Annotated in this window: 24 protein-coding genes and 3 other annotated features; of the genes, 18 read left to right on the forward strand and 6 right to left on the reverse strand. The window is 36.7% G+C overall.

All coding sequences use genetic code 11. From position 1 onward, the window contains the following. The 13 genes from coaE to AC1DTM_RS07835 all read left to right on the forward strand — a co-directional run. Nucleotides 1-440 (forward strand): dephospho-CoA kinase (gene coaE / locus AC1DTM_RS07775; RefSeq protein ID WP_477000140.1); only part of this gene is annotated, 440 nt, incomplete at its 5' end. Between the two features lie 109 nt (nt 441-549). Beyond that, the gene (locus AC1DTM_RS07780) at nt 550-1578 is read left to right on the forward strand and encodes a glyceraldehyde-3-phosphate dehydrogenase (RefSeq protein ID WP_088099564.1); all 1029 of its coding nucleotides are present in this window, start codon (nt 550-552) and stop codon (nt 1576-1578) included. 386 nt (nt 1579-1964) lie between these two features. Then, on the forward strand, nt 1965-2348 hold the full coding sequence (gene speD / locus AC1DTM_RS07785) for an adenosylmethionine decarboxylase (protein ID WP_002003660.1): 384 nt from the start codon (nt 1965-1967) through the stop codon (nt 2346-2348). Nucleotides 2349-2544: 196 nt separating this feature from the next. Further along, nucleotides 2545-3006, forward strand: a complete 462-nt coding sequence (gene nrdR, locus AC1DTM_RS07790; RefSeq protein WP_001203686.1) for a transcriptional regulator NrdR — start codon at nt 2545-2547, stop codon at nt 3004-3006. Nucleotides 3007-3151: 145 nt separating this feature from the next. Then, entirely contained in the window at nt 3152-4558 is a 1407-nt protein-coding gene (locus AC1DTM_RS07795; protein ID WP_002160267.1) for a replication initiation and membrane attachment family protein, read from the forward strand. A 33-nt stretch (nt 4559-4591) separates the two neighbouring features. Next, complete coding sequence (gene dnaI, locus AC1DTM_RS07800; RefSeq protein ID WP_088099562.1) at nt 4592-5530, forward strand: primosomal protein DnaI; 939 nt, start codon at nt 4592-4594, stop codon at nt 5528-5530. 388 nt (nt 5531-5918) lie between these two features. After that, complete coding sequence (gene ytxC / locus AC1DTM_RS07805) at nt 5919-6800, forward strand: putative sporulation protein YtxC (protein WP_002112187.1); 882 nt, start codon at nt 5919-5921, stop codon at nt 6798-6800. A gap of 31 nt (nt 6801-6831) precedes the next feature. After that, nucleotides 6832-7059: a binding site (T-box leader), on the forward strand. 48 nt (nt 7060-7107) lie between these two features. Continuing rightward, a complete protein-coding gene (thrS, locus tag AC1DTM_RS07810; RefSeq protein ID WP_002160268.1) occupies nt 7108-9045 on the forward strand; it encodes a threonine--tRNA ligase in 1938 nt (645 codons plus the stop codon). Nucleotides 9046-9251: 206 nt separating this feature from the next. Further along, nucleotides 9252-9372 (forward strand) — a sequence feature (ribosomal protein L20 leader region). A gap of 63 nt (nt 9373-9435) precedes the next feature. Next, nucleotides 9436-9939, forward strand: coding sequence for a translation initiation factor IF-3 (gene infC / locus AC1DTM_RS07815; protein ID WP_002015470.1), 504 nt, complete (start codon nt 9436-9438; stop codon nt 9937-9939). Between the two features lie 21 nt (nt 9940-9960). After that, a complete protein-coding gene (rpmI, locus tag AC1DTM_RS07820) occupies nt 9961-10161 on the forward strand; it encodes a 50S ribosomal protein L35 (RefSeq protein ID WP_001125945.1) in 201 nt (66 codons plus the stop codon). A gap of 38 nt (nt 10162-10199) precedes the next feature. Then, nucleotides 10200-10556 carry a 50S ribosomal protein L20 gene (rplT, locus tag AC1DTM_RS07825; RefSeq protein WP_001138364.1) on the forward strand — a complete coding sequence of 119 codons (357 nt, stop codon included), beginning with the start codon at nt 10200-10202 and terminating at the stop codon, nt 10554-10556. Nucleotides 10557-11104: 548 nt separating this feature from the next. Beyond that, nucleotides 11105-11596 carry a dUTP diphosphatase gene (locus AC1DTM_RS07830; protein WP_000365057.1) on the forward strand — a complete coding sequence of 164 codons (492 nt, stop codon included), beginning with the start codon at nt 11105-11107 and terminating at the stop codon, nt 11594-11596. 69 nt (nt 11597-11665) lie between these two features. Beyond that, entirely contained in the window at nt 11666-12751 is a 1086-nt protein-coding gene (locus tag AC1DTM_RS07835; protein ID WP_016106319.1) for a M42 family metallopeptidase, read from the forward strand. Between the two features lie 41 nt (nt 12752-12792). On the opposite strand, the gene AC1DTM_RS07840 is transcribed toward AC1DTM_RS07835, so the two are convergent. Next, on the reverse strand, nt 12793-13410 hold the full coding sequence (locus tag AC1DTM_RS07840; protein ID WP_002067422.1) for a TetR/AcrR family transcriptional regulator: 618 nt from the start codon (nt 13408-13410) through the stop codon (nt 12793-12795). A 296-nt stretch (nt 13411-13706) separates the two neighbouring features. Between AC1DTM_RS07840 and AC1DTM_RS07845 the strand changes: the two genes are divergently transcribed. Beyond that, nucleotides 13707-14360: an HlyD family secretion protein gene (locus AC1DTM_RS07845; RefSeq protein ID WP_016106318.1), complete on the forward strand. Its 654-nt coding sequence runs from the start codon at nt 13707-13709 to the stop codon at nt 14358-14360. Nucleotides 14361-14372: 12 nt separating this feature from the next. Beyond that, nucleotides 14373-16166, forward strand: a complete 1794-nt coding sequence (locus AC1DTM_RS07850; protein WP_477000141.1) for a DHA2 family efflux MFS transporter permease subunit — start codon at nt 14373-14375, stop codon at nt 16164-16166. A gap of 21 nt (nt 16167-16187) precedes the next feature. On the opposite strand, the gene AC1DTM_RS07855 is transcribed toward AC1DTM_RS07850, so the two are convergent. The 5 genes from AC1DTM_RS07855 to sspI all read right to left on the reverse strand — a co-directional run bounded on the left by AC1DTM_RS07855 (nt 16188) and on the right by sspI (nt 19044). Next, nucleotides 16188-16544, reverse strand: coding sequence for a hypothetical protein (locus tag AC1DTM_RS07855; RefSeq protein ID WP_016106316.1), 357 nt, complete (start codon nt 16542-16544; stop codon nt 16188-16190). Between the two features lie 38 nt (nt 16545-16582). Then, nucleotides 16583-16954, reverse strand: coding sequence for a DNA-binding protein (locus AC1DTM_RS07860; protein ID WP_088099561.1), 372 nt, complete (start codon nt 16952-16954; stop codon nt 16583-16585). Nucleotides 16955-17095: 141 nt separating this feature from the next. Further along, nucleotides 17096-17809: a CPBP family intramembrane glutamic endopeptidase gene (locus AC1DTM_RS07865; protein ID WP_016106314.1), complete on the reverse strand. Its 714-nt coding sequence runs from the start codon at nt 17807-17809 to the stop codon at nt 17096-17098. A gap of 139 nt (nt 17810-17948) precedes the next feature. After that, a complete protein-coding gene (locus AC1DTM_RS07870; protein WP_016106313.1) occupies nt 17949-18506 on the reverse strand; it encodes an HD domain-containing protein in 558 nt (185 codons plus the stop codon). Between the two features lie 328 nt (nt 18507-18834). After that, on the reverse strand, nt 18835-19044 hold the full coding sequence (gene sspI, locus AC1DTM_RS07875; RefSeq protein ID WP_000009511.1) for a small acid-soluble spore protein SspI: 210 nt from the start codon (nt 19042-19044) through the stop codon (nt 18835-18837). 82 nt (nt 19045-19126) lie between these two features. Here sspI and AC1DTM_RS07880 point away from each other — a divergent pair, with 82 nt between their 5' ends. From AC1DTM_RS07880 to pheT, 3 genes are all read left to right on the forward strand, one after another. Further along, nucleotides 19127-19924, forward strand: coding sequence for a TrmH family RNA methyltransferase (locus AC1DTM_RS07880; protein ID WP_002160277.1), 798 nt, complete (start codon nt 19127-19129; stop codon nt 19922-19924). Between the two features lie 62 nt (nt 19925-19986). Continuing rightward, nucleotides 19987-20215: a binding site (T-box leader), on the forward strand. Nucleotides 20216-20258: 43 nt separating this feature from the next. Continuing rightward, complete coding sequence (gene pheS, locus AC1DTM_RS07885) at nt 20259-21293, forward strand: phenylalanine--tRNA ligase subunit alpha (protein ID WP_016106312.1); 1035 nt, start codon at nt 20259-20261, stop codon at nt 21291-21293. An 18-nt stretch (nt 21294-21311) separates the two neighbouring features. Then, entirely contained in the window at nt 21312-23732 is a 2421-nt protein-coding gene (gene pheT, locus AC1DTM_RS07890; protein WP_016106311.1) for a phenylalanine--tRNA ligase subunit beta, read from the forward strand. Nucleotides 23733-23807: the final 75 nt, after the last annotated feature.

A 23807-nucleotide genomic window follows, 5' to 3' on the forward strand; every position in this document is an offset into this window, starting at 1 on the left:
GAACGGAAGTGTTACAAGAAGATGGGGAGCTGGATCGCCCGAAGCTTGGAAGTGTCGTTTTCTATAATGAAGAAAAACGATTGCAGTTAAATAAAATTGTTCATCCGGCAGTGCGTGAGGAAATGAATATGCAAAAGGAAATGTACATAAAAGAAGGTGTGCAAGCGGTTGTGTTAGATATTCCTCTTTTATTTGAAAGTAAATTAACGAGTCTCGTTGATCGCGTTTTAGTTGTAGCGGTTAAGCCGAATACACAATTAGACCGTTTAATGAAACGAAATAACTTTTCAGAAGAAGAAGCAACGGTGCGTATTCAATCTCAAATGCCATTAGAAGAAAAAGTGAAGAATGCAGATGAAGTGATAAATAATGATGGCACAATTATGGAAACGAAAACACAATTACAGGTGATTTTAAAGAAGTGGAACATTATTGATTAAAAAATTGTGAAATTAATGAAAATGCTTAGTGACATTCCTTCTTTTTGTGTTATACTAATATTGGGATTTGAGATAAATAGTATAACGCATTCAAGGGGGATAACATATTATGACTCGTGTGGCAATTAATGGATTTGGACGTATTGGGAGAATGGTGTTTCGTCAAGCAATAAAAGAAAGCGCATTCGAAATTGTAGCAATCAATGCAAGCTATCCGTCCGAAACGTTAGCACATTTAATTAAATATGATACAGTACACGGTAAGTTTGCCGGAACAGTGGAAGCATTTGAAGATCACTTATTAGTAGATGGGAAAATGATTCGCCTTTTAAACAACCGTGATCCAAAGGAATTGCCTTGGACAGATCTAGGTGTTGAAGTTGTAATTGAAGCAACTGGTAAATTTAATTCAAAAGAAAAAGCAATTCTTCACGTTGAAGCTGGAGCGAAAAAAGTTATTTTAACAGCGCCTGGTAAAAATGAAGATGTAACAATTGTAGTTGGTGTGAACGAAGACCAATTAGATATTACAAAACATACCGTTATTTCAAATGCATCTTGTACAACAAACTGTTTAGCACCTGTTGTAAAGGTGTTAGATGAGCAGTTTGGAATTGAAAACGGTTTAATGACAACTGTTCACGCTTATACAAATGACCAAAAAAACATTGATAACCCACATAAAGATTTAAGAAGAGCACGTGCTTGCGGACAGTCAATCATTCCTACAACGACGGGTGCTGCGAAAGCGCTTGCAAAAGTGCTTCCGCATTTAAATGGAAAACTTCATGGTATGGCACTTCGTGTACCAACACCAAACGTGTCTCTTGTTGATTTAGTAGTAGACGTAAAACGTGATGTAACAGTTGAAGATATTAATGAAGCATTCAAAACTGTTGCAGATGGTGCGTTAAAAGGAATTGTAGAATTTAGTGAAGAGCCTTTAGTGTCTATCGACTTTAATACAAATACACACTCAGCTATTATTGATGGTTTATCTACAATGGTAATGGGTGATCGTAAAGTGAAAGTACTTGCTTGGTATGATAACGAGTGGGGCTACTCTCGTCGTGTTGTAGATCTTGTAACGTTAGTTGTTGATGAATTAGCAAAACAAGAAAATGTGCAACATATTTAAGTGAATAAGGGAGAGGGCAAGTGAATATTTGCTCTCTTTTTTTATTTTTTTCTGAAAAGAAAAAAATTATATGGGTATATTTTCAAATAGTGGACAGACCAAAAACGTTGTGATTACTGTATTTGTGAATCGTTTATTTTTTTTAGGGAAAAGTAAAGAGGAAATTATGACAGAAAATCGAAAAAACTGTTGTTGCAAAATGAAAATAAACAAAGTATACTAACACTCGTAAACTTAAGAGCTGAGGTACGTAGTCACTACTTAAAGGGTTAGGACCTCTCTGGACTAACTTTCCCCCGTGGTAGTGGAGCAAGCCAAATTGCAAATTAGTTTTCAATTCGAACAGTTAGAATAAATTTACAAGGGGGAACTGTAGAATGGATACTATGGATACGATGGGTCGTCACGTAATCGCTGAACTTTGGGATTGCGATTTCGACAAGCTTAATGACATGCCGTATATTGAACAATTATTTGTGGATGCAGCACTAAGAGCTGGTGCTGAAGTACGTGAGGTTGCTTTTCATAAATTTGCACCACAAGGTGTAAGTGGAGTAGTAATTATCTCGGAATCACATTTAACAATTCATAGCTTTCCGGAGCACGGTTACGCAAGTATTGATGTTTATACTTGTGGGGATCGTATTGATCCAAATGTTGCTGCAGAATATATTGCAGAAGGTTTAAACGCGAAAACGCGTGAGAGCATCGAGCTTCCTCGAGGCACTGGTAGCTTCGAAATTAAGCAGAGAGAAACAAAAGCTCTTTAAAAAAGAACATAATTGATTTAAAATGTAAAGAGGTGTATAATGCACCTCTTTTTTAGTTTATATAAAATAGGATCACGATATGTAATAACTTAGAGTGGTCATTATAGAAGAATGAGTTATATAATATTGTATATATATTTTCACATGTAGGTGAGTAGCGAAAGAATAAAGATTATAGTGTAAAGGAGTGAATGAATTGCGTTGTCCATCCTGTTTTCATAATGGAACAAGAGTGTTAGATTCGCGCCCGGTAGACGAGGGGCGCTCTATTCGAAGAAGAAGAGAGTGTGAAAGTTGTTTAAGTCGCTTTACGACATTTGAAAGAGTAGAAGAATCACCTCTTATCGTTGTTAAAAAAGAAGGAACACGAGAAGAGTTTAATAAAGAGAAAATTTTACGCGGTTTAATTAAAGCGTGTGAAAAAAGACCTGTATCTTTAAGGCAGTTAGAGGAAGTAACACAAAGTGTGGAGCGTGAACTTCGTAACTTAGGTATATCAGAAGTGAAAAGTGATATGATTGGTGAAATTGTTATGGAAGAACTTCGTGATATTGATGATGTTGCTTACGTACGTTTTGCTTCTGTGTATCGTCAATTTAAAGATTTAAATGTATTTATTGAAGAATTAAAAGATATACTGCAAAAAGAGAGAGAGTAGAAGGAATCTCTTTATATACTGTAAGTAAACGAGATAAGAGAGCTAGAAGCGGAAGCTAATAGCTCTTTTTCGCTAATAAATTATATAATAAAGATAGAACGAGTGAAATGTAGGTTAGATTGGATGAGAGAAAGGAAAGGCAAGAATGGAAAAACAGTCATGGATGGAGCTATTGCCGATTGATCGTTATAAAGTAAGTGCGAAAGGGTTGTTACATAATTACGACCGGAAAGTATTAACGATGTTGTATCAGCCGTTAATAGGTAGTAGAGCTTTTAGCTTATACATGACACTATGGGGAGAGTTAGAGCAAGATCGTGTGTTTGGAAAAGAGAATACACATCACTCCCTTATGGTGACTATGCAAATGCAACTTCCTGAAATATATGGGGAACGAGTAAAGTTAGAAGCGATTGGTCTTTTAAATGTATATATTAAGAAAGAAAAAGATATTCGAATGTTCATATATGAATTGCAACCACCTTTATCTCCGAAGCAGTTTTTTGATGATATTGTTTTAAGTATCTTTTTATATAATCGCTTGAGTCGGACAAAATACAACCAAGTAAAACAATATTTCTTAGAAGAAGAATTCGATTTTGCTTCTTATGAAAATGTTACGCGCTCCTTCAACGATATATTTGATTCGTTTAACCCAGGTCAGTTTGAATATGCGCAAGAAGAACTGCGTATCCCGAAAACGACAATTATGCCAAGTAACGAGAATGGGGATGCTCCGAAAGTTTGGAATGATTTCTTTGATTTCTCTTTATTTGTAGACGGACTATCAGCGCTTGTGCCTAAAAAGGCGATTACAGATCAAGTGAGAGAATGTGTCATTACACTCGCTTATGTGTACGGTGTGGATGTGTTATCGATGCAAAATATCGTTCTTGGCGCAGTGACAGAGATACAAACAATTGATATCGAAAGGCTTCGGAAGGGAGCACGCGATTGGTATCAATTCGAAAATGGTCAAGCGTTACCTGTATTAAGTGAAAGAGTGCAACCTCATGCTGCTCGTACAATGAAAGAGAAAGAGCCATCTACACAAGAAGAGATGCTAATGAAGCAGTTAGAGGAAATCTCGCCAAAACAACTATTGAAAGAGATTTCAGGCGGTGCAGAGGCGACGAAAGCGGACTTGCAAATCGTTGAGGATGTAATGATAAACCAAAAGTTAACGCCAGGGGTTGTGAATGTACTTATTTATTACGTTATGCTACGCTCAGATATGAAGCTTGCTAAAACGTATGTCGAGAAGATTGCTGGACATTGGGCGCGAAAAAAGGTCGGTACAGTAGGCGAGGCGATGGCGCTAGCGAAAGAAGAGAATCGTCAATATCAAGAGTGGGCTGAGACGAAGAAAAAAGGTCGTACAGCGAAGAAAACAGTGCGAAAAGAAATGGTACCAGATTGGCTTAAAGAAGAGTCGAAAGAAGAAGAGAAAGAACCTGTAAAAAATGACGTAAGTGCGAAAAAAGATGCAAGTACGTTAGAAGATGAACGGAAACGATTAGAAGAAGTATTGAAAAAATATAAGCGTGATTAATAAAAGAAAATGAACGCTCTTTGAGGTGAGAAAATGGAGCATATTCAAAATTCATTTACGAAATTAATGGAAAATAAAAACTTTAAAAATAGATATGAAGTCTTAAAGGCAGAAGTGATGGCGCACCCTCGTGTGAAAGAATTTATAGACGAACATAAAGGTGAAGTAACGACTTCTATGATTGAACGAAGTCTTGTGAAGTTATATGAATATATTGGACAAAGTGTAGGGTGTGCGGATTGTCCAGATTTAGGGTCATGTAAAAATATGCTACAAGGATATGAGCCGAAGCTCGTCATCCAAGGTAAGATGATTGATATTCAATATGATCGTTGTATTAGAAAAGTAGCATATGATGAGAGAAAAAAATATGAAAAACTTGTTCAAAGTGTATATATGCCAGTTGACATTTTGCAGGCAACTATGGAAAAATTAGATCCTTCAGATTTAGATGCACGTATTGATGCAATAGGTGCAACGAATGAATTTTTAAACACATACGAACCAGGTAAAAAAGCACAAGGTTTATATTTGTACGGTAAATTTGGTGTAGGGAAAACGTATCTTTTAGGGGCAATTGCAAATGAGCTTGCGCGAAAGAAAATTAGTTCGATGCTCGTATATTTCCCTGAATTTTTACGTGAAATCAAAAGTTCGATTCAAGATAATTCGATTAGCGGAAAGATTGATGCTGTCAAACGTGTACAAGTATTAATGTTAGATGATATCGGGGCAGAAGCGATGTCAAGTTTTGTACGTGATGATGTACTCGGTGCAATCTTACAGTTCCGTATGTTGGAAAACTTACCGACGTTCTTTACATCTAATTTTGATTTCAAACAGTTGGAACATCATTTAACGTATACACAGCGCGGTGAAGCAGAAGAGATGAAAGCGGCCCGTATTATGGAACGAATTAAATATTTAGCGAAGCCAATCCCAATTGGCGGGAAGAACCGTCGTAATAAGTAAAGAGCGAGCTGAGAAGCTTGCTCTTTTTTATCCCGCTATTGGCGGGCAGTAAGACTCCCACCTCAAAATTCGGCTGTAAAGCAAAGAAGTTAGGTGGGAGATCAACTGCCCGTAAAAGCCCGATTGGTTCAACTAATAATCAGTGGAGGATGGACAAAACCTCCACTGATTAAAGTTTCACTTTATTTTAATCATTTTTTCAGAGTAGCTTGTATCATTTTTTTCTCCCTCCCTTAATATATATAAAATTAGCAAGCCATATCGAGTGGATGTTCTAACAATGGGAGATAGGTTTCTACTAAGAGTGAACTTCCATAGATCGGACTCTTATAGGATTTGTAACGTATAGATGCAATCCTTTAGAGCGGGGATAAAAGGGGGGACAAAAGTGATTGAAATTTGCTTCGAAGAAAAAAATGATGCTGTGCACGTATACAGACAACTAACGAAAAGAACGGAATCCTTATATAAGGAAACAAGTGTATATTTAAACGAACAAAAGGTTGTTATCCATATACCATTATGTGAATCGAATTATATTGAAAAGATTTTATTGCCAGTATTACTATATTTCATTATGAATGTGAAACAAAATGAATGGATTCACACCATTTTAAAGGAAAAGTTTTTTTATGAAGAACAAGAAGAGTGTCATCAAATATTGCATATGGCACATGAGATTTTAAAGGAAAGAAGAAAAGGAGTAGCTCGTGATTTAACACGTCAAAAATTTGAATCTTATATTGCGTCGTCTTTGAATGATTGGCTTTGTGATCCGCTCTCATTCTCGTTTTCATCATACGTTCGTTTTCGTCTTCGTACATATAGGGAAATGATAGCTAGGCTTGCTGAAGTTGCAATTGATGAGTATAAGATGGAGCAGGAATATCAAATGTTCATTGAGACACTTCGCCAACAAGTAAGTAGCCGGAAATCACGTTTGTCCTGTGTGCATCTTATTTTTGATGAAAGTTTTATTTTCTATGATGATAAAGGTAGACGTTTAAAACAGGATAAATTGGTTCAATATATAGATGAAGAATTATTAAAGAAACAGGATGTATATATTGATACGAAAGTAATTGCACCACTTCTTTCTATTTCGCCGAAAAAGATTTATTTATATACGAAAGAACAAGATCATAATATGATTATTACTTTGCGAAATGTATTTCAGGAACGAGTGCAACTACATGGATTACATGAATTTGAGCGCAACGTGAAAAATTTAAAAAATAAAGGTAACGCCCTTGATTTTCTAAGTTTTTGAGCATATAATTACCTACATAAATGAAATATATCGAAATGTTATGATGAGGACATGGGTAGTTTTCTACGATTTTCAGAGAGGGAAGCCTTAGGGTGTGAGCTTCCTATTACGAGATTATTACTTACCACCTCTAAACTTTAGCAGTGAACGTTTTTCTAGTAATTGCTAACGGACAACACCGTTATGTTGAACTTGAGCAATTAACAATAAGGTTAATTGGAACAAGGGTGGAACCACGAATTCAACACTCGTCCCTTTTTATGGGATGAGTGTTTTTTATTTTGAAAAAAAAGAGGAGTGACCAGTGATGGCAGATGTAGTTAAAATTACTTTCCCTGATGGAGCTGTGAAGGAGTTTCCAAAAGGAGTAACAACTGAAGAAATCGCAGCTTCTATTAGCCCAGGCTTAAAGAAAAAAGCTGTGGCTGGAAAATTAAACGATGAGATGATCGATCTTGTTACACCAATCGAAGAAGATGGTGCAGTGTCTATTATTACATTAGATTCTGAAGATGGCTTATATATTTTACGCCACTCAACAGCTCACCTTTTAGCACAAGCGTTAAAACGTTTATATAAAGATGTTAAGCTTGAGCTTGGCATTGGTCCAGTAATCGAAAATGGCTTCTACTACGATATTGATATGGAAGAAGCAATTACAGTTGAAGACTTCAAGAAAATCGAAAAAGAAATGCAAAAAATCGTGAACGAAAACTTAGAAATCGTTCGTCATGAAGTACCACGTGCAGAAGCACTTCGTCGCTTTGAAGAAATCGGCGATGAGTTAAAATTAGATTTAATTAACGATCTTCCAGAAGATGCAGTTATTTCAATCTATGAGCAAGGCGAATTCTTCGACCTTTGCCGTGGTGTTCACCTTCCATCTACAGGGAAGATTAAAGTGTTTAAATTATTAAGCGTTGCAGGTGCTTACTGGCGCGGCGATAGCAATAATAAAATGTTACAACGTATTTACGGTACTGGATTCGTTAAGAAAGCAGAATTAGATGAGCACTTACGTATGCTTGAAGAAGCGAAAGAGCGCGACCACCGTAAATTAGGTAAAGAGTTAAAACTATTTACTAATAGCCAAAAAGTAGGACAAGGTTTACCACTTTGGTTACCAAAAGGTGCAACAATTCGCCGTATTATCGAGCGTTATATCGTTGATAAAGAAGCAAGCTTAGGCTATGATCACGTATACACTCCAGTATTAGGAAGTAGAGAGCTTTATGAAACTTCTGGTCACTGGAACCATTACCGTGATGGCATGTTCCCATCAATGGAAATGGATAATGAAGAGTTAGTTCTTCGTCCAATGAACTGCCCTCACCATATGATGGTTTATAAAAATGATATTCACAGCTACCGTGAATTACCAATCCGTATTGCGGAACTTGGAACAATGCACCGCTATGAAATGTCTGGAGCATTATCTGGATTACAACGTGTACGCGGAATGACTTTAAATGATGCGCACATTTTCGTTCGTCCAGATCAAATTAAAGAAGAATTAAAACGTGTTGTAAACTTAACTTTAGAAGTGTACAAAGATTTCGGTTTAGAAAACTATTCATTCCGTCTATCTTATCGTGACCCAGCAGATACTAAAAAGTATTATGCTGATGATGAGATGTGGGAAAAAGCACAAGGTATGTTAAAAGAAGCTATGGATGAAATGGGTCTTGATTACTATGAAGCTGAAGGTGAAGCGGCATTCTATGGTCCGAAACTTGACGTTCAAGTTCGTACTGCTCTTGGAAAAGACGAAACACTTTCAACTGTACAATTAGACTTCTTACTTCCAGAACGCTTTGAATTAGCTTACGTTGGTGAAGACGGTAAACAACATCGTCCAGTTGTAATTCACCGTGGTGTTGTATCAACTATGGAACGTTTCGTAGCCTTCTTAATTGAAGAATACAAAGGCGCATTCCCAACTTGGTTAGCTCCAGTTCAGGCACAAGTAATTCCAGTTTCTCCGCAAGTACATTTAGATTATGCGAAGAAAGTACAAGATGAATTACGACGTGCTGGTATCCGTGTTGAATTAGACACTCGTGAAGAGAAAATTGGTTACAAAATCCGTGAAGCACAAATGCAAAAGATTCCGTACATGCTTGTAGTAGGTGACAATGAAGTTACTGAAAATGGCGTTAACGTACGTAAATATGGTGAACAAAAATCAGAAACAATCGCATTAGATGCGTTTGTTGACATGATTAAAGTAGAAGGAAAACGATAAGAAAGAGCCGCGGTATACCGCGGCTTTTTTATGTATTATAAAAAAGAAAATCTAGAAAAAATAACCAAACAATACTTATCATAAAAAAGTATTGCAAGTATGCTGGTTGTTTGTTACAATATTTCTTGTTGTTAGTAAAACACATCGCGTCTTCTTGACAGACGTCATGTCCTATGATAAACTCATCAAGGATAATAGAATATGGTTTTGACAAGTAGAAGCACCCGCTTCTCACCTGATGGACGCATTCGCAGTTAGCAGGTAAATGTATTTCTTACTAAAGATATTACAAGTGTGGGTGCCGTGTGCCCGCACTTTTTTTGTTCGGGTTCTACAATTGCAAAACGTATTCTAAGAAAACCTTGGAGGTGGCTTACTATTAGCAAGGATATGATGATTAACGAGCAAATTCGTGCACGTGAAGTACGCTTAGTTGGCGCAAACGGCGATCAACTTGGAATCAAGTCTCGTAATGACGCTTTAGACTTAGCTGCAGGTCTTAATCTTGATTTAGTATTGGTTGCTCCAAATGCGAAACCGCCAGTATGCCGCATTATGGACTACGGTAAATTCCGCTTTGAGCAACAGAAGAAAGAAAAAGAACAGCGCAAAAATCAAAAAGTAATTAGCATGAAAGAAGTTCGTTTAAGTCCAACAATTGATGAACATGACTTTAACACAAAACTTCGTAATGCTGTCAAGTTTTTAGAGAAAGGCGACAAGGTTAAAGCGTCAATTCGCTTTAAAGGACGTGCCATTACTCATAAAGAAATCGGTCAACGTGTTTTAGATCGCTTCTCAGAAGCTTGTGCTGAAGTTAGTACAATTGAATCTAAGCCTAAAATGGAAGGACGCAGTATGTTCTTAGTTTTAGCACCGAAAAACGATAAGTAATAGATAGAGGAGGAAATACCTATGCCTAAACAAAAAACTCATCGCGGCGCTGCAAAGCGTTTCAAAAAGACTGGATCTGGTAAACTGAAGCGTTCTCACGCTTACACAAGCCATTTATTCGCTAACAAATCTACAAAAGCTAAACGTAAACTACGTAAAGCTGGTGTAGTTAGCGCTGGTGACTTCAAACGCATTCGTCAAATGCTTGACAACTTAAAATAAGTTCGGCTGATATATAGAACAAACTAGGAGGTAATATTATGCCAAGAGTAAAAGGTGGTACAGTTACTCGTCAACGTCGTAAAAAAGTTATAAAATTAGCAAAAGGTTACTACGGTTCTAAGAGTACATTATTTAAGGTTGCTAACCAACAGGTTATGAAATCTCTAATGTATGCATTCCGTGACCGTCGTCAAAAGAAACGTGACTTCCGTAAATTATGGATTACACGTATCAACGCAGCAGCTCGTATGAATGGTCTTTCTTACAGCCGCTTAATGCACGGTTTAAAAAATGCTGGCATCGAAGTTAACCGCAAGATGCTTGCTGACTTAGCTGTTCATGACGAAAAAGCTTTCGCTGAATTAGCAACAGTTGCAAAAAACAACATTAACTAATTGTTTAAAACCTTAGAAGATCTTTCTTCTAAGGTTTTTTTATTTGTATTCATTATAACCATTCAATAACTTGTGAAATTTCCCGCTTAGTGTCGTCACAATTAAATGATTTATTTCTCTCTAGTATATTAAGATGTGCTTGTAAGAACTTTTGTAACGATAACGAAGAGGCGTTTACATGAAAGTAAGAAAGATTAACGGGCGTGTCGTTATCGATATGACAAAATCAATATAAAAGCTATAGCGATATAAAAGAATATACATATGAAGTCAGGAGAATCCTCCTGACTTTTTTTATTTGAACTCATTCGTGAAGAAGTGTATCTTTCCTAGCAGAAACGACACTGCTATAATGGAAAGATGATATGGAACTTTCATCAAGTGAACAATCTATGAGTGATGATTGAAACGTATTTGCAAATTAAGGACAAGCTATCTTTATAAAGATGTAGGTAGCTGACTTGTTAATAAGAAATGAAAAATAATAATGAACTTTGAGATGAAACAACATTGTTGCGGAAAATGCGATGTTGGAGGAGGACAATAGAATGGACTTACTACAACTATTTAAATTACAAAAAGAATTAGATGACCGTATTGTGAAAGAGCATGACTTACAACCGAAGAAATTGTTAAAAGAAAAAATGTTAGCTCTTCTTGTAGAAATTGGAGAACTTGCAAATGAAACACGTTGTTTTAAATATTGGAGCAATAAACCAGCGTCAGAACGTGAAGTAATATTAGAAGAATACGTAGATGGTTTACATTTTATTTTATCAATCGGAATCGATTTAGGAATTGATAAAAACTTCTTATTCTATAAATGTGCGCAAACGAATAAAACACAAGTGGAAATTTTCTTAGACACATATGCGAAAGTAATTCGTTTTACAGATCAACCTTCTATCACGAATTATATTGAACTATTTACAAGCTATCTTCGCCTTGGACAAGCGCTTGAATTTGAACAAGAAGAAATTGAAAAAGCATATTTAGATAAAAATGAAGTAAATCATCAGCGTCAAACACAAGGATACTAATTTAATTTTTGAATATTTCAATTTCCTTTTGTATAATAAAGTGACTGAAGAAAAAGGAGGGTGTTGRCAATGATAAAATTAGACGAGACATTGACAATGCTAAAAGAATTAACAGACGCACGCGGTATTGCGGGTAACGAGCGTGAACCACGTGAAGTAATGAAGAAATATATTGAGCCGTTTGCAGATGAACTTTCTACTGATAATTTAGGAAGTTTAGTTGCGAAAAAAGTTGGGGAAGAAAACGGCCCAAAAATTATGGTTGCAGGTCATTTAGATGAAGTTGGCTTTATGATTACGCAAATTGATGACAAAGGCTTCCTTCGTTTCCAAACGGTTGGTGGCTGGTGGTCGCAAGTTATGCTTGCACAGCGCGTAACGATTGTAACGCGTAAAGGAGATGTAACAGGTGTAATTGGTTCAAAACCACCGCACATTTTACCTCCAGAAGCTCGTAAAAAACCAGTTGACATTAAAGATATGTTCATCGATATTGGTGCTTCTAGCCAAGAAGAAGCGATGGAGTGGGGCGTAAGACCAGGAGATCAAGTTGTACCGTACTTCGAATTCCAAGTGATGAAGAATGAAAAGATGTTACTTGCAAAAGCATGGGATAACCGAATTGGTTGTGCAATTGCAATTGACGTATTAAAACAATTAAAAGATGAAAAGCATCCAAACGTTGTATACGGCGTTGGGACTGTACAAGAAGAAGTTGGTCTTCGTGGTGCGAAAACATCTGCAAACTATATTAAGCCAGATATCGCATTCGCTGTAGATGTTGGTATTGCTGGGGATACACCAGGTGTAACAGCAAAAGAAGCACAAAGTAAAATGGGTGATGGACCGCAGATCATTCTATATGATGCTTCTGTTATTGGTCATACAGGTTTACGTGATTTCGTTGTTGATGTTGCTGATGAATTACAAATTCCATATCAGTATGATTCTGTAGCGGGCGGGGGAACGGATGCAGGAGCAATTCATATTTCTGTAAATGGTATTCCGTCTATGGCAATTACGATTGCGACACGCTACATTCATTCTCATGCAGCGATGTTACATCGTGATGATTATGAAAACGCAGTGAAATTAATTGTAGAAGTTATTAAACGTCTTGATAAAGAGGCTGTACATAACATTACATTTAATTAATAGAAAAAAGCGAAGGATAATTTCCTTCGCTTTTTCCATTTTTAAAATGGTCTTTCTAATCCTGCTGCAGTATGGGCGCCTAAAATAATTAAGCGAGTTAATTGCATTGCCATGAAATGCGGGGTATAAATCATGCCTCTTTTTAACCATGACATAATCATTCCGATATGAGCCCCTGTAACATAACTAATAAGAATGTCACGAGGAACCATGAGTTCTTCATCATCAGGCTGTGAAATAGATAAGCTTAATGTTAAATGTGTTTGGACTGTTTTCATCATTTTATAAGAGTAATTTCCAGCGGCTTTATCACCAAGCATCACGTTATAGAAGTTTACATTTTCTGCTATATGTTCAAATAAAGCTAAAAAGGTTGGATGTGGTGAGTCAAATGTGAGCTGAAAATCTTCTTTATTTCGTTTTTGTGGTTTAATTACTTCAGCTAGTTTTTCTAACATTTCTTCTATGCTTTTTTCTAATAAATCATATTTATCATGGTAATGGCTATAAAATGTAGCACGATTTACAGGAGCACGTTCCGCGATATGTTGCACAGTTACATTTTCAAAGCCCTTTTCGCCTACTAAAGCGACAAAAGCATCCTGTATGAGTTGTCTCGTTCGTTTTACACGTGGATCATTTGTATTTTTAATAGACATTTTTACTTCACCTCGTTTAATTTTTTAAACTTAAACAACACATTTATGGTGTAATGTTGTTTAAACAACATATAGATTTAAATTGTTGGTTGTAGATTCGTGATAATTATTTATAATTATAAACGATAGTCCTTTAGAAATCAGCACCGCTAGGATGCAGACAAAACATAGTTTGCGTCGTAAAAGGTGTGCTTTTTTTGTTTAAAGGTTAATATAATTAACAATTAAACAATATAAACACTAAGGATGTAAATAGTTTAGAAAAAAATTATATGCGATATAAGGAGAGGAATGCAATGAATCAGTTTCGAAGAATGATAATTATCAACATTATCACATTAATTGTATTAGTTGGCGGCGGTATCGGCGGTTATTACTATTACAATCAAACGGAAAACTATTTAAAAACAGACAATGCAAAAATTGACGGGAAGGTAATTCCAATTGCATCACCAATAGCGGGTAAATTAACTGACTGGAAAGCAGAAGTAGGAAAAAACTACAATGAGAACGATAAATTAGGTGCTGTTACTGTAGCAGGAGCAAATGGTGAGCAAACAGTAGACGTAACGATTCCGCAAAATGCAACAGTTGTACAATCAAACGCAACAACAAATGCGTTCGTTGGAGCGGGTAGCCCAATTGCTTACGCATTTGATATGAATAACTTATGGGTAACAGCAAACATTGAAGAAACAACTATTGATGATGTTCAAAAAGGCCAAACAGTAGATGTGTATGTAGATGCATACCCAGATACAACGTTAACAGGAAAAGTAGAACAAGTTGGATTAACAACAGCAAATACATTCTCAATGTTACCATCAAGTAACGCAACAGCGAACTATACGAAAGTAAAGCAAGTTGTACCAGTTAAAATTTCTTTAGACCATAGTAAATCAGTAAATATTGTTCCTGGAATGAATGTGTCAGTTCGTATTCATAAGTAAGGGGGAGATGAGATGTCCTCAATTGCAATTGTAGGATATGCACTATTTTGTATAATCGTCTTCTTCCTTGTAAATCGTCTTTTACGAAAGAAAAAAACGAACGTGGGAGAAGAACAAGTCCCAGCCGTAAGTAAAATAGAAGTAAGTAAGTTAGAAACAGAAGAGAAAGAAATTGAACAAAAACAAGAAACAGAAGCTTCTAACGTAGTGGAATTAGAAACAGGGAAGCAAGAGCAAGTAAAACAGGAAAAAGAAATGCTGAAGAGACAATTGCCGGTAGAGAATGTGAATGTAAAGGCAGTTGTAACTGTATTAATTCTCGGTATGTTCATTTCTATTTTAAATCAAACGATCATTAATGTTGCATTGCCTCCGTTAATGAACGAATTTAACGTATCAACTTCAACGGCCCAATGGTTAATTACAGGCTTCATGCTTGTAAACGGAATTTTAGTGCCGATTAGTGCCTTTTTAGTTTCACGATTTACGTATCGTAAATTATTCGTAGCGGCAATGTTATTTTTCACGGTAGGATCTATCATTTGTGCTACATCAGGTAACTTTACAATGATGATGACGGGCCGCATTATTCAAGCGGTCGGTGCAGGTATTTTAATGCCAGTTGGTATGAATATCTTCATGACATTATTCCCGCCTCATAAACGCGGAGCAGCGATGGGGTTACTAGGGGTAGCGATGATTTTAGCACCAGCTATCGGACCAACTATAACAGGTTGGGTAATTGAAAATTATAGCTGGAACTTAATGTTCTACGGTATGTTTGTGATCGGTTTAATTATTACGTTCTTATCTTTAAAATTCTTCACACTAGCACAGCCGGTGTCTAAAACAAAGTTAGATGTATTTGGTGTTATTAGTTCAAGTATTGGACTAGGAAGCTTATTGTACGGATTTAGTGAAGCTGGAAATAATKGCTGGACTAGTGCAGAAGTTGTTATAACAATGATCATCGGTGTCATTGGTTTAGCAGTATTTATTTGGAGAGAGTTAACAACGGACAATAAAATGCTTGATTTACAAGTATTTAAATATCCGACGTTCACTTTCACATTAGTAATTAACGCGATTGTAACGATGGCCTTATTCGGAGGTATGTTATTACTTCCTGTATATCTGCAAAATATTCGCGGCTTTACGCCAATGGAATCTGGTTTATTACTTCTTCCAGGATCATTAATTATGGGAATTATGGGACCAGTTGCAGGTAAACTATTTGATAAGTATGGTATTCGTCCGTTAGCAATTGTCGGATTAGCCATTACAACATTTGCGACATATAAATTTACAACGTTATCGATGGATACACCGTATAGCGTTATTATGACGGATTATATTATACGCTCAATTGGTATGTCATTCATTATGATGCCAATTATGACAGCTGGTATGAACGCACTGCCGATGAAATTAATTTCTCACGGTACAGCAACGCAAAATACGTCAAGACAAGTAGCTGGTTCAATTGGAACAGCGATATTAATCACACTTATGACGCAACAAACGACTGCTCACGTAGCGGATTACGGCAACATGTTAACAACATCAAACCCAATTTTAGTTGATAAAGTACACGGTATGGGCCAAAGCTTAGCGGCATTAGCCGGATCAGCTCAAGCAGGAGATGCGATGAGCACGCAACTATTATTCGGACAAATTTCAAAGCTATCTGCAATTAACGGTATTAATGATGCCTTCTTAATTGCAACAATATTAGCCGGTATTGCTTGGGTGTTATCGTTCTTCTTACCATCAGGCAATAAACGAAATAAAAAAGCAGGGAATTAATTTCCCTGCTTTTTTATCTTTTTAAAGAGTGAGATATAAAAGGTGATAACCACTCACAGAGCATAATCCTGTTATAAACAAAATCGTCCCCATAGAACGAATACTTGATATTTGTCTTCCGCTTATAATAGCTAATAGTCCAGCTAAAGAGAAGAGACACCAATATAAAGTTCCTGAAATTGGGATCATCTGCTCTATGTCTATTCCATAACCTATACAAATGATAGGAACAACGATAAGCAATATGCAAATCAATCCTGCTATGAATGTAAAAAAATTTCGATATTTAATTCCAGCAACAATTAAAAAAATGCCCACGATGAATTCGCATAACATCAAAGTAAGAGCCAAAATAGTCCAAGTTAATATTCCAAACACTTCTGTATTACCTCCGATTTGTGGCTGTCTAAAAAATATTAGATATAGAATGAATCCCCTACAGACATAAGTACCCAGAAAATAACCCCTAATATGCCAGCGATAAAAATAATGAATCCCATGTTACGTATACCTTTAATCTTTGCCTGTAATCCATTTAATCCTGCCAATAATCCAGTTAAAGAAAACAGTATCCAATATAAAGTAGTTGAAATAGGGAGGATCGTATCGCTATTCACCCCCATGCCCCAAAAAACAAAAGGTAGTGTGACAAAAGATAGGCTAAGTAGCCCCATTAAACCCACAAATAATTTAAGATGTTTAATGCTAGTAATAATTAAAAAAATATCACCGAAAAATCCGCATAAAACAAGAAGTGGCATATAAAAAATCCAAAGTAAGCTCGACATAAATAATCTCCTTCTATGCAATCAGTTATATTTTACTGTATGAGGTTTATTTTGGATATTATTAATGAATATGTATAAATTGATAGAAATGAGAAGTGATGATACGAATTAATAAAAGAGGTATCGCGATGATACCTCTTTTTAACTCAAGAATGCCAACATATTATTCATAATATGAAATAAAATAGCTGGAATAATGGATTTTGTTTTTTTACATAAAATAGCCATTAATAATCCCATGAAGAAAGTAATTACCATTACTCCAAGTGAGTATGTATGAGCGATACCGAAGAAGAAGCTTGTTATGATGGCTGCAATCCAAAATGGAAAGCGCTCTGAGAAGAAGCGAAGTATAAAGCCACGGAAAATAAGTTCTTCAAAAATTGGTGTGAGTATAGCGAAGCCGAGAAGTAATAATATTTGATACTGCTTAAAAACGTCTAAGTTTAGTGCGGAAGATTGCTGCTTTGTTGCGTCTTGGAACACATAATTTAACAAGATGTAATTGAGTATAATGTTTATAGCGAAGAAAAGAAGTAAGTATACGTATGTACGCCATTCTTTAAGTACTTTAAAGTTAAAAGATTTTAGTAGTAATTTTTTTGCGGGTTCGAATTTAAAAATGAAGAATAACAACACGGCTAGTTGTAATACGATACTTCCAGTATTTGCAATAGATTCATACAGGGCAATTTGTTTTTTATCTGTAAGACCGGCTGTATAAATTGTTAAGGGCATTGCGAGGAACACAGTAATAAGTCCGGTTCCGAAAAAAGCGAATAAAACGGAGCTAATAAATTGTCCCCATGACATAGAGTATTTCTGTTCATTAGAAAGTTGTGTAGCGGGTTGCATTTGTAAAATCACCTCTTTATATTTGTATATTTAATTATAAAGTATTTCGCTTTTGAGTGTAACATTTAAATATTACATACAAAGGTGTATTTTTCGCAAAATAATAAAAGAGGTATCACCCTATAGTGATGCCTCTTTCTCATTGATAACTATGTTCTGCCTTGTCATTCGATTTCTTTTGCTCTATTTGTAATTCACGTTCTACCAATCGGTCTAATTGCTGAATTGCTTTCAATGCTTTTTCATAAGAAATCGTTCTATAATGATGTGCGCCGCCTGGCTCTTCATCGGCTTCATCCGCCCACTTAATAACGTTTTGTAGAGGTGTTCTTTCAAGTGTTTGTTCTACTAGGAAAGAATCAGTGTGCAGAAGAATTGCAACAGAAATTTCTTTTGCTAGTTTCGGATGTTCTCCTAATCTAATAAGCAATTTATGAGATCTTTCTGCCCCTTTAATCGCATGTATATCATTCTTTTTATACAAGTCATAGTCCCATTCGCCGCCTGTGTACCACGTATGATGTCCGATATCATGAAGGAAGCCAGCCTTTGTCGCAGTATCGACTGAGGCGTGATGTTTTTTGGCTAAGTGAAACGCATGGTAAGCGACAGCAATCGCGTGGACCATTCCAGAACGGTTTACATATTTTTGCGTAATGTGATGTTTAAAAATTTGTTCAAGCGTAATACGGTGCATAAAACATTCACTCCTTTTATCCCGATTTAACGGGCAGTAAGACTCCCACCTCAAAATTTGGCGAATGCGAGGAAGTTAGGTAGGAGATCGACTGCCCGTAAAAGCCCGATTGGTTCAACTAATAATCAGTGGGGATGAACAAAACCCCCACTGATTAAAGTTTCACTTTATCTAATGATGTATATGAAGAAAATCGATCGGTTTAAATGTATTTTGAACATTGTACTCCATCAATCAGCGTTAGTAAAGTAGAAATGTTTAGGAGAAGAAAAATTTTATAGACATAAAAGGTCACCTTAGTTTTTTTTCTAAGGTGACCTTTTATTGTTTATTTTTTTAATCCTTGCTCCAGTGTTCCTAACATTTCGTGTTTTTCATTTTCATCAGCATTTTTCCAAATGACTTCGAATAAAACGCCGAGACCTGGAAGCATTTTTTCTTCACCGCTTTGAATTGCATCGACAATCGTTTCTTGTAATTGGTCTTGTGAATTTCCAGATACATTCGCTAATACAGCGCCGCGTAAATTAAAACTCATTATCTTCACCTCTTCTTCAGAATTGAAACTGACGTTAGTTTTTGTTCTTTTTAATGTAAATATGTATGAAAAATAGGCTATAATGATAAGACAAGAAGAGAGGGAAATACATATTATGAAAAACATTGATTCAGTACAAAACCCGCGTGTGAAGCAGTGGAAAAAGCTGCAGACGAAAAAAGAGCGCGATAACAAAGGTTTATTTTTTGTAGAAGGATTCCATTTAGTAGAGGAAGCGTTAAAGGCAGGAGTTGTAACAGAACTTATCGTTTCAGATCAGACAGATCTTCCGAAAGATTGGACAGTTAATGATGTTGAAATGTATATTGTGCCTGAAGCAATTGTAAAAGTACTTCGCGAAACAGAAACAACGCAAGGCGTATTTGCTGTTTGTGAGAAACATGAGAAAGAAGTAGCTCTTACTGATGGGAAATTTCTTTTATTAGACGGCCTTCAAGACCCAGGTAATTTGGGAACGATTATTCGTACAGCTGATGCAGCTGGTATTCATGCCGTTGTGCTTGGAGAAGGGTGCGTTGATGTTTATAATAGTAAAGTACTACGCTCTACACAGGGTTCTATTTTCCATTTACCGGTTGTAAAAGGGAATTTAGAAGAATGGGTAGACAAGTTAAAAGAAAATAACGTCCCTGTATATGGAACGGCTCTTGAAAATGGAGTTCCATTTGGTGAAGTAACCCCGGCTGGAAGTTTTGCATTAATTGTAGGAAATGAAGGAAGTGGCGTACGCCAAGAAATTCTTGCGAAAACGGATCAAAACTTGTATATTCCGATTTACGGAGGGGCAGAATCATTAAATGTTGCGGTTGCAGCAGGGATTTTAACGTATTATTTACAAAGCCCAGTTGCGAACAAATAAAAAACTTCTTATAATAAGTTGAAGTATATGTTCGTAATGAACATACAATAAAAGTTAAATAACGAAAAACGTTGATAGAGAAGAGTAGCTTACAAAATCGCCATATAGGGAGAGAGTGCCGTAGACTGAAAGCATTCTTATGGTAGATGGAAGTGAATTCACCTCTGGAGTTGGCGCCAGGACCATTTATATGTAAAGGCGTTCCGGTCAGAATTGATCGTTATAACTAATGAGTGGGCAGACTTGTTCTGTCAATTTAGGGTGGTACCGCGAATTTACCTCGTCCCTTTTTGGGAGCGAGGTTTTTTTATTTTTAAAATTAGGAGGGTTCCAAATGGAAGCACGTTTAAAAGAGCTAAAGCAAAAAGCGTTAGAGCTTATTGAAGAAGCGAAAGAGCTAAAGGGCTTAAACGACGTACGCGTAGCGTATTTAGGGAAAAAAGGTCCAATTACAGAAGTATTACGCGGCATGGGAAAATTATCAGCAGAAGAGCGTCCACGTATGGGAGCATTAGTAAATGAAGTACGTGAAGCGATTCAAACGCGTCTAGAAGACAAAATTGGCAACTTAGAAAAAGCAGTAATTGAGGCGAAATTAGCTACTGAAACAATTGATGTTACACTGCCAGGTCGTCCTGTTGAAACAGGTTGTCACCATCCGTTAACAGCAGTTGTTGAACAAATTGAAGATGTATTCATCGGTATGGGTTATGAAGTAGCTGAAGGAACAGAAGTAGAAAAAGACTACTACAACTTCGAAGCATTAAACTTACCGAAAGATCATCCAGCGCGTGATATGCAAGATACATTCTACATTACAGAAGAAACGTTACTACGTACACATACATCTTCTGTGCAAGCACGTACGATGGAAAAGAATAAAGAAAAAGGACCGATTAAAATTATTTGTCCTGGTAAAGTGTATCGCCGCGATGACGATGATGCGACGCATTCACACCAATTCATGCAAATTGAAGGTCTTGTAATTGATAAAAACATTCGCATGAGTGACTTAAAAGGTACACTGCAAGTATTCGTGAAAAAGATGTTCGGTGAAGATCGTGAAATCCGTCTTCGTCCAAGTTTCTTCCCATTCACAGAGCCATCTGTAGAGATGGATATTTCTTGTATGATGTGTCACGGTAAAGGTTGTGGCACTTGTAAAGGGACTGGCTGGATCGAAATTTTAGGAGCAGGTATGGTTCACCCGAACGTACTTGAAATGGCTGGTTATGATTCAACAGAATATCAAGGTTTCGCATTCGGTATGGGCGCAGAGCGTATCGCAATGTTGAAATACGGCGTAGATGACATTCGTCATTTCTATACAAATGATGTACGTTTCTTACAACAATTCAAACGAGCGTAAGGGAAGGAGAGGATAAATATGTTCGTATCATATCGTTGGTTACAAGAGTATGTAGATATTAAAGATGTAACAGCACAAGAACTAGCAGACAAAATCACAAAAAGTGGTATTGAAGTAGAAGGTGTTGAAGTATTAAATAAAGGTGTAAAAGGTGTTGTAGTTGGTCACGTATTAGAATGTGAAAAACACCCAGAAGCTGATAAATTAAGCAAATGTTTAATCGATATTGGTGAAGAAGAGCCAGTTCAAATTATTTGTGGAGCTGCTAATATTGCAAAAGGTTTAAAAGTACCAGTTGCAAAAGTTGGCGCTGTACTTCCTGGTAACTTCAAAATTAAAAAAGCAAAACTACGCGGGGAAGCTTCTCACGGTATGGTTTGTGCTCTTCAAGAGCTTGGTATTGATGGAAAATTCGTTGCGAAAGAATATGCAGACGGTATCTTCATCTTCCCAAGTGACGCTGAAGTTGGTGCAGATGCACTTGAAATTTTAAACTTACATGATGAAGTGCTTGAGCTTGGTTTAACACCAAACCGTGCAGATTGCTTAAACATGTTAGGTGTTGCATATGAAGTAGCTGCTATTTACGGCCGTGAAGTAAAACTTCCAGCTATCAACTTACAAGAATCAGCAGAAAAAACAGCTGATTACATTTCTGTAAGTGTAGAAGCGAAAGAAGAAAACCCGTTATACATTGCAAAAATGGTGAAGAACGTAAAGATTGGTCCATCACCAATGTGGATGCAAACTCGCCTTATGGCAGCTGGCATTCGTCCAATTAGTAATGTAGTTGATATTACAAACTACATTTTAATGGAATACGGTCAACCATTACATGCATTCGATTACGATAAATTAGGTTCAAAAGAAATCGTTGTTCGTCTAGCTAAAGAAGACGAAAGGATTCAAACATTAGATGATCAAGAGCGTAAATTACAAAGCCACCACCTTGTTATTACAAACGGTGAAAAAGCTTTAGCTGTTGCTGGTGTAATGGGCGGGGCGGATTCTGAAGTTGATAGTGAGACAGTAAACGTTCTAATTGAGTCTGCATACTTTGCAGGTCAAACAGTGCGCCGTACATCAAAAGACTTAGGTCTTCGTAGCGAATCAAGTGCACGTTTTGAAAAAGGAATCGACCCAACACGTACATTTGAAGCGATTCAACACGCAGCTGCTTTAATGGCAAAATATGCTGGCGGAGAAGCACTTGAAGGTGTAGTAGAAGCTGATAACTTACAAGTGCAAGAACGTACAGTATCTGTTACTGCTGAAAAAGTAAACCGTGTATTAGGTACAGATATTGCTGCGAGTGAAATGGGTACAATGTTCACAAACTTAAAATTCCCATTCACAGAAGTAGAAGGAACATTCCATGTGAATGTACCGGCACGTCGTCCTGACATTACAATTTCAGAAGACTTAGTAGAAGAAGTAGGTCGTCTGTATGGTTATGATCACATTCCAGTTACATTACCATCTGGAACAATGACACGTGGTAAATTAACATCAGCACAAACGAAACGTCGTAAAGTACGCCGCTTCCTAGAAGGTGCTGGTTTATATGAAGCAATCACATATTCATTAACAAGTGCTGACAAAGCGAAACAATACATGGTTGAACCAAACGAAAAAGCTCCTGTAAATCTTGCGCTTCCAATGAGCGAAGAGCGTAGCCAACTTCGTTTAAGCTTAGTACCACAATTGTTAGAAGCAGTTTCATACAATGTTGCACGTAAAAACGATAGCGTTGCTTTATATGAAGTAGGTTCTATCTTCTTACCAACAGAAGCAGGAGAACTTCCGAAAGAAGAACAACATCTTGCAGGTGTTATGACAGGTCTTGCTCTTCACCATGCATGGCAAGGTGAGAAGAAAGTTGTAGACTTCTTCGTTGTTAAAGGTGTATTAGAAGGATTATTCGACGTACTTGGCGTTGCAAACCAAATCACTTATGCACCAGCAAAACGTGAAGGTATGCACCCAGGCCGTACAGCTGACATCGTATTAGATGGTGAAGCAATCGGATTCATCGGTCAATTGCACCCGGAAACAGAAAAACAATTAGATGTGAAAAATACATTCGTATTCGAATTATCTCTTGCAAAAGTATTCGGTGCAGACGCTGAGGAAACTTACTACTTAGCAATTCCACGTTTCCCATCTATGACACGTGATATGGCTGTTGTAGTAACAGCAGAAACAAAAGCTGGTGAAATGAAGCAAGTAATTGCTGAAGCTGGCGGAGAACTTCTAAAAGAAGTAACACTATTCGACTTATACGAAGGTGAAAAAATGGAAGAAGGCAAGAAATCACTTGCATTTTCTATGAACTACTTCGATGCAGAACGTACATTAACAGACGAAGAAGTAACAGAAGCACATAGCCGTGTATTAACAGCGGTAGAAGAGAAGTTTGGTGCGGAGTTACGTAAGTAATAAAAGATTGCCGGATTAATTCCGGCAATTTTTTTTTATGATGCGATTGTCGAAAGTTGTTGGTAAGTCGATATA

The sequence above is a fragment of the Bacillus sp. P4_D3 genome (assembly GCF_056401855.1).

Excerpts from the sequence above, each read along its gene's own strand:
- AC1DTM_RS07795 (WP_002160267.1), top strand. The coding sequence starts at position 3,152 with ATGGAAAAACAGTCATGGATGGAGCTATTGCCGATTGATCGTTATAAA.
- rplT (WP_001138364.1), top strand. The coding sequence starts at position 10,200 with ATGCCAAGAGTAAAAGGTGGTACAGTTACTCGTCAACGTCGTAAAAAA.
- AC1DTM_RS07870 (WP_016106313.1), bottom strand. The coding sequence starts at position 18,506 with ATGCACCGTATTACGCTTGAACAAATTTTTAAACATCACATTACGCAA.
- AC1DTM_RS07880 (WP_002160277.1), top strand. The coding sequence starts at position 19,127 with ATGATAAGACAAGAAGAGAGGGAAATACATATTATGAAAAACATTGAT.
- thrS (WP_002160268.1), top strand. The coding sequence starts at position 7,108 with ATGGCAGATGTAGTTAAAATTACTTTCCCTGATGGAGCTGTGAAGGAG.
- rpmI (WP_001125945.1), top strand. The coding sequence starts at position 9,961 with ATGCCTAAACAAAAAACTCATCGCGGCGCTGCAAAGCGTTTCAAAAAG.
- AC1DTM_RS07835 (WP_016106319.1), top strand. The coding sequence starts at position 11,666 with ATGATAAAATTAGACGAGACATTGACAATGCTAAAAGAATTAACAGAC.
- dnaI (WP_088099562.1), top strand. The coding sequence starts at position 4,592 with ATGGAGCATATTCAAAATTCATTTACGAAATTAATGGAAAATAAAAAC.
- sspI (WP_000009511.1), bottom strand. The coding sequence starts at position 19,044 with ATGAGTTTTAATTTACGCGGCGCTGTATTAGCGAATGTATCTGGAAAT.
- AC1DTM_RS07865 (WP_016106314.1), bottom strand. The coding sequence starts at position 17,809 with ATGCAACCCGCTACACAACTTTCTAATGAACAGAAATACTCTATGTCA.
- pheS (WP_016106312.1), top strand. The coding sequence starts at position 20,259 with ATGGAAGCACGTTTAAAAGAGCTAAAGCAAAAAGCGTTAGAGCTTATT.
- infC (WP_002015470.1), top strand. The coding sequence starts at position 9,436 with ATGATGATTAACGAGCAAATTCGTGCACGTGAAGTACGCTTAGTTGGC.
- speD (WP_002003660.1), top strand. The coding sequence starts at position 1,965 with ATGGATACGATGGGTCGTCACGTAATCGCTGAACTTTGGGATTGCGAT.
- AC1DTM_RS07780 (WP_088099564.1), top strand. The coding sequence starts at position 550 with ATGACTCGTGTGGCAATTAATGGATTTGGACGTATTGGGAGAATGGTG.
- AC1DTM_RS07860 (WP_088099561.1), bottom strand. The coding sequence starts at position 16,954 with ATGTCGAGCTTACTTTGGATTTTTTATATGCCACTTCTTGTTTTATGC.
- AC1DTM_RS07830 (WP_000365057.1), top strand. The coding sequence starts at position 11,105 with ATGGACTTACTACAACTATTTAAATTACAAAAAGAATTAGATGACCGT.
- AC1DTM_RS07845 (WP_016106318.1), top strand. The coding sequence starts at position 13,707 with ATGAATCAGTTTCGAAGAATGATAATTATCAACATTATCACATTAATT.
- AC1DTM_RS07840 (WP_002067422.1), bottom strand. The coding sequence starts at position 13,410 with ATGTCTATTAAAAATACAAATGATCCACGTGTAAAACGAACGAGACAA.
- pheT (WP_016106311.1), top strand. The coding sequence starts at position 21,312 with ATGTTCGTATCATATCGTTGGTTACAAGAGTATGTAGATATTAAAGAT.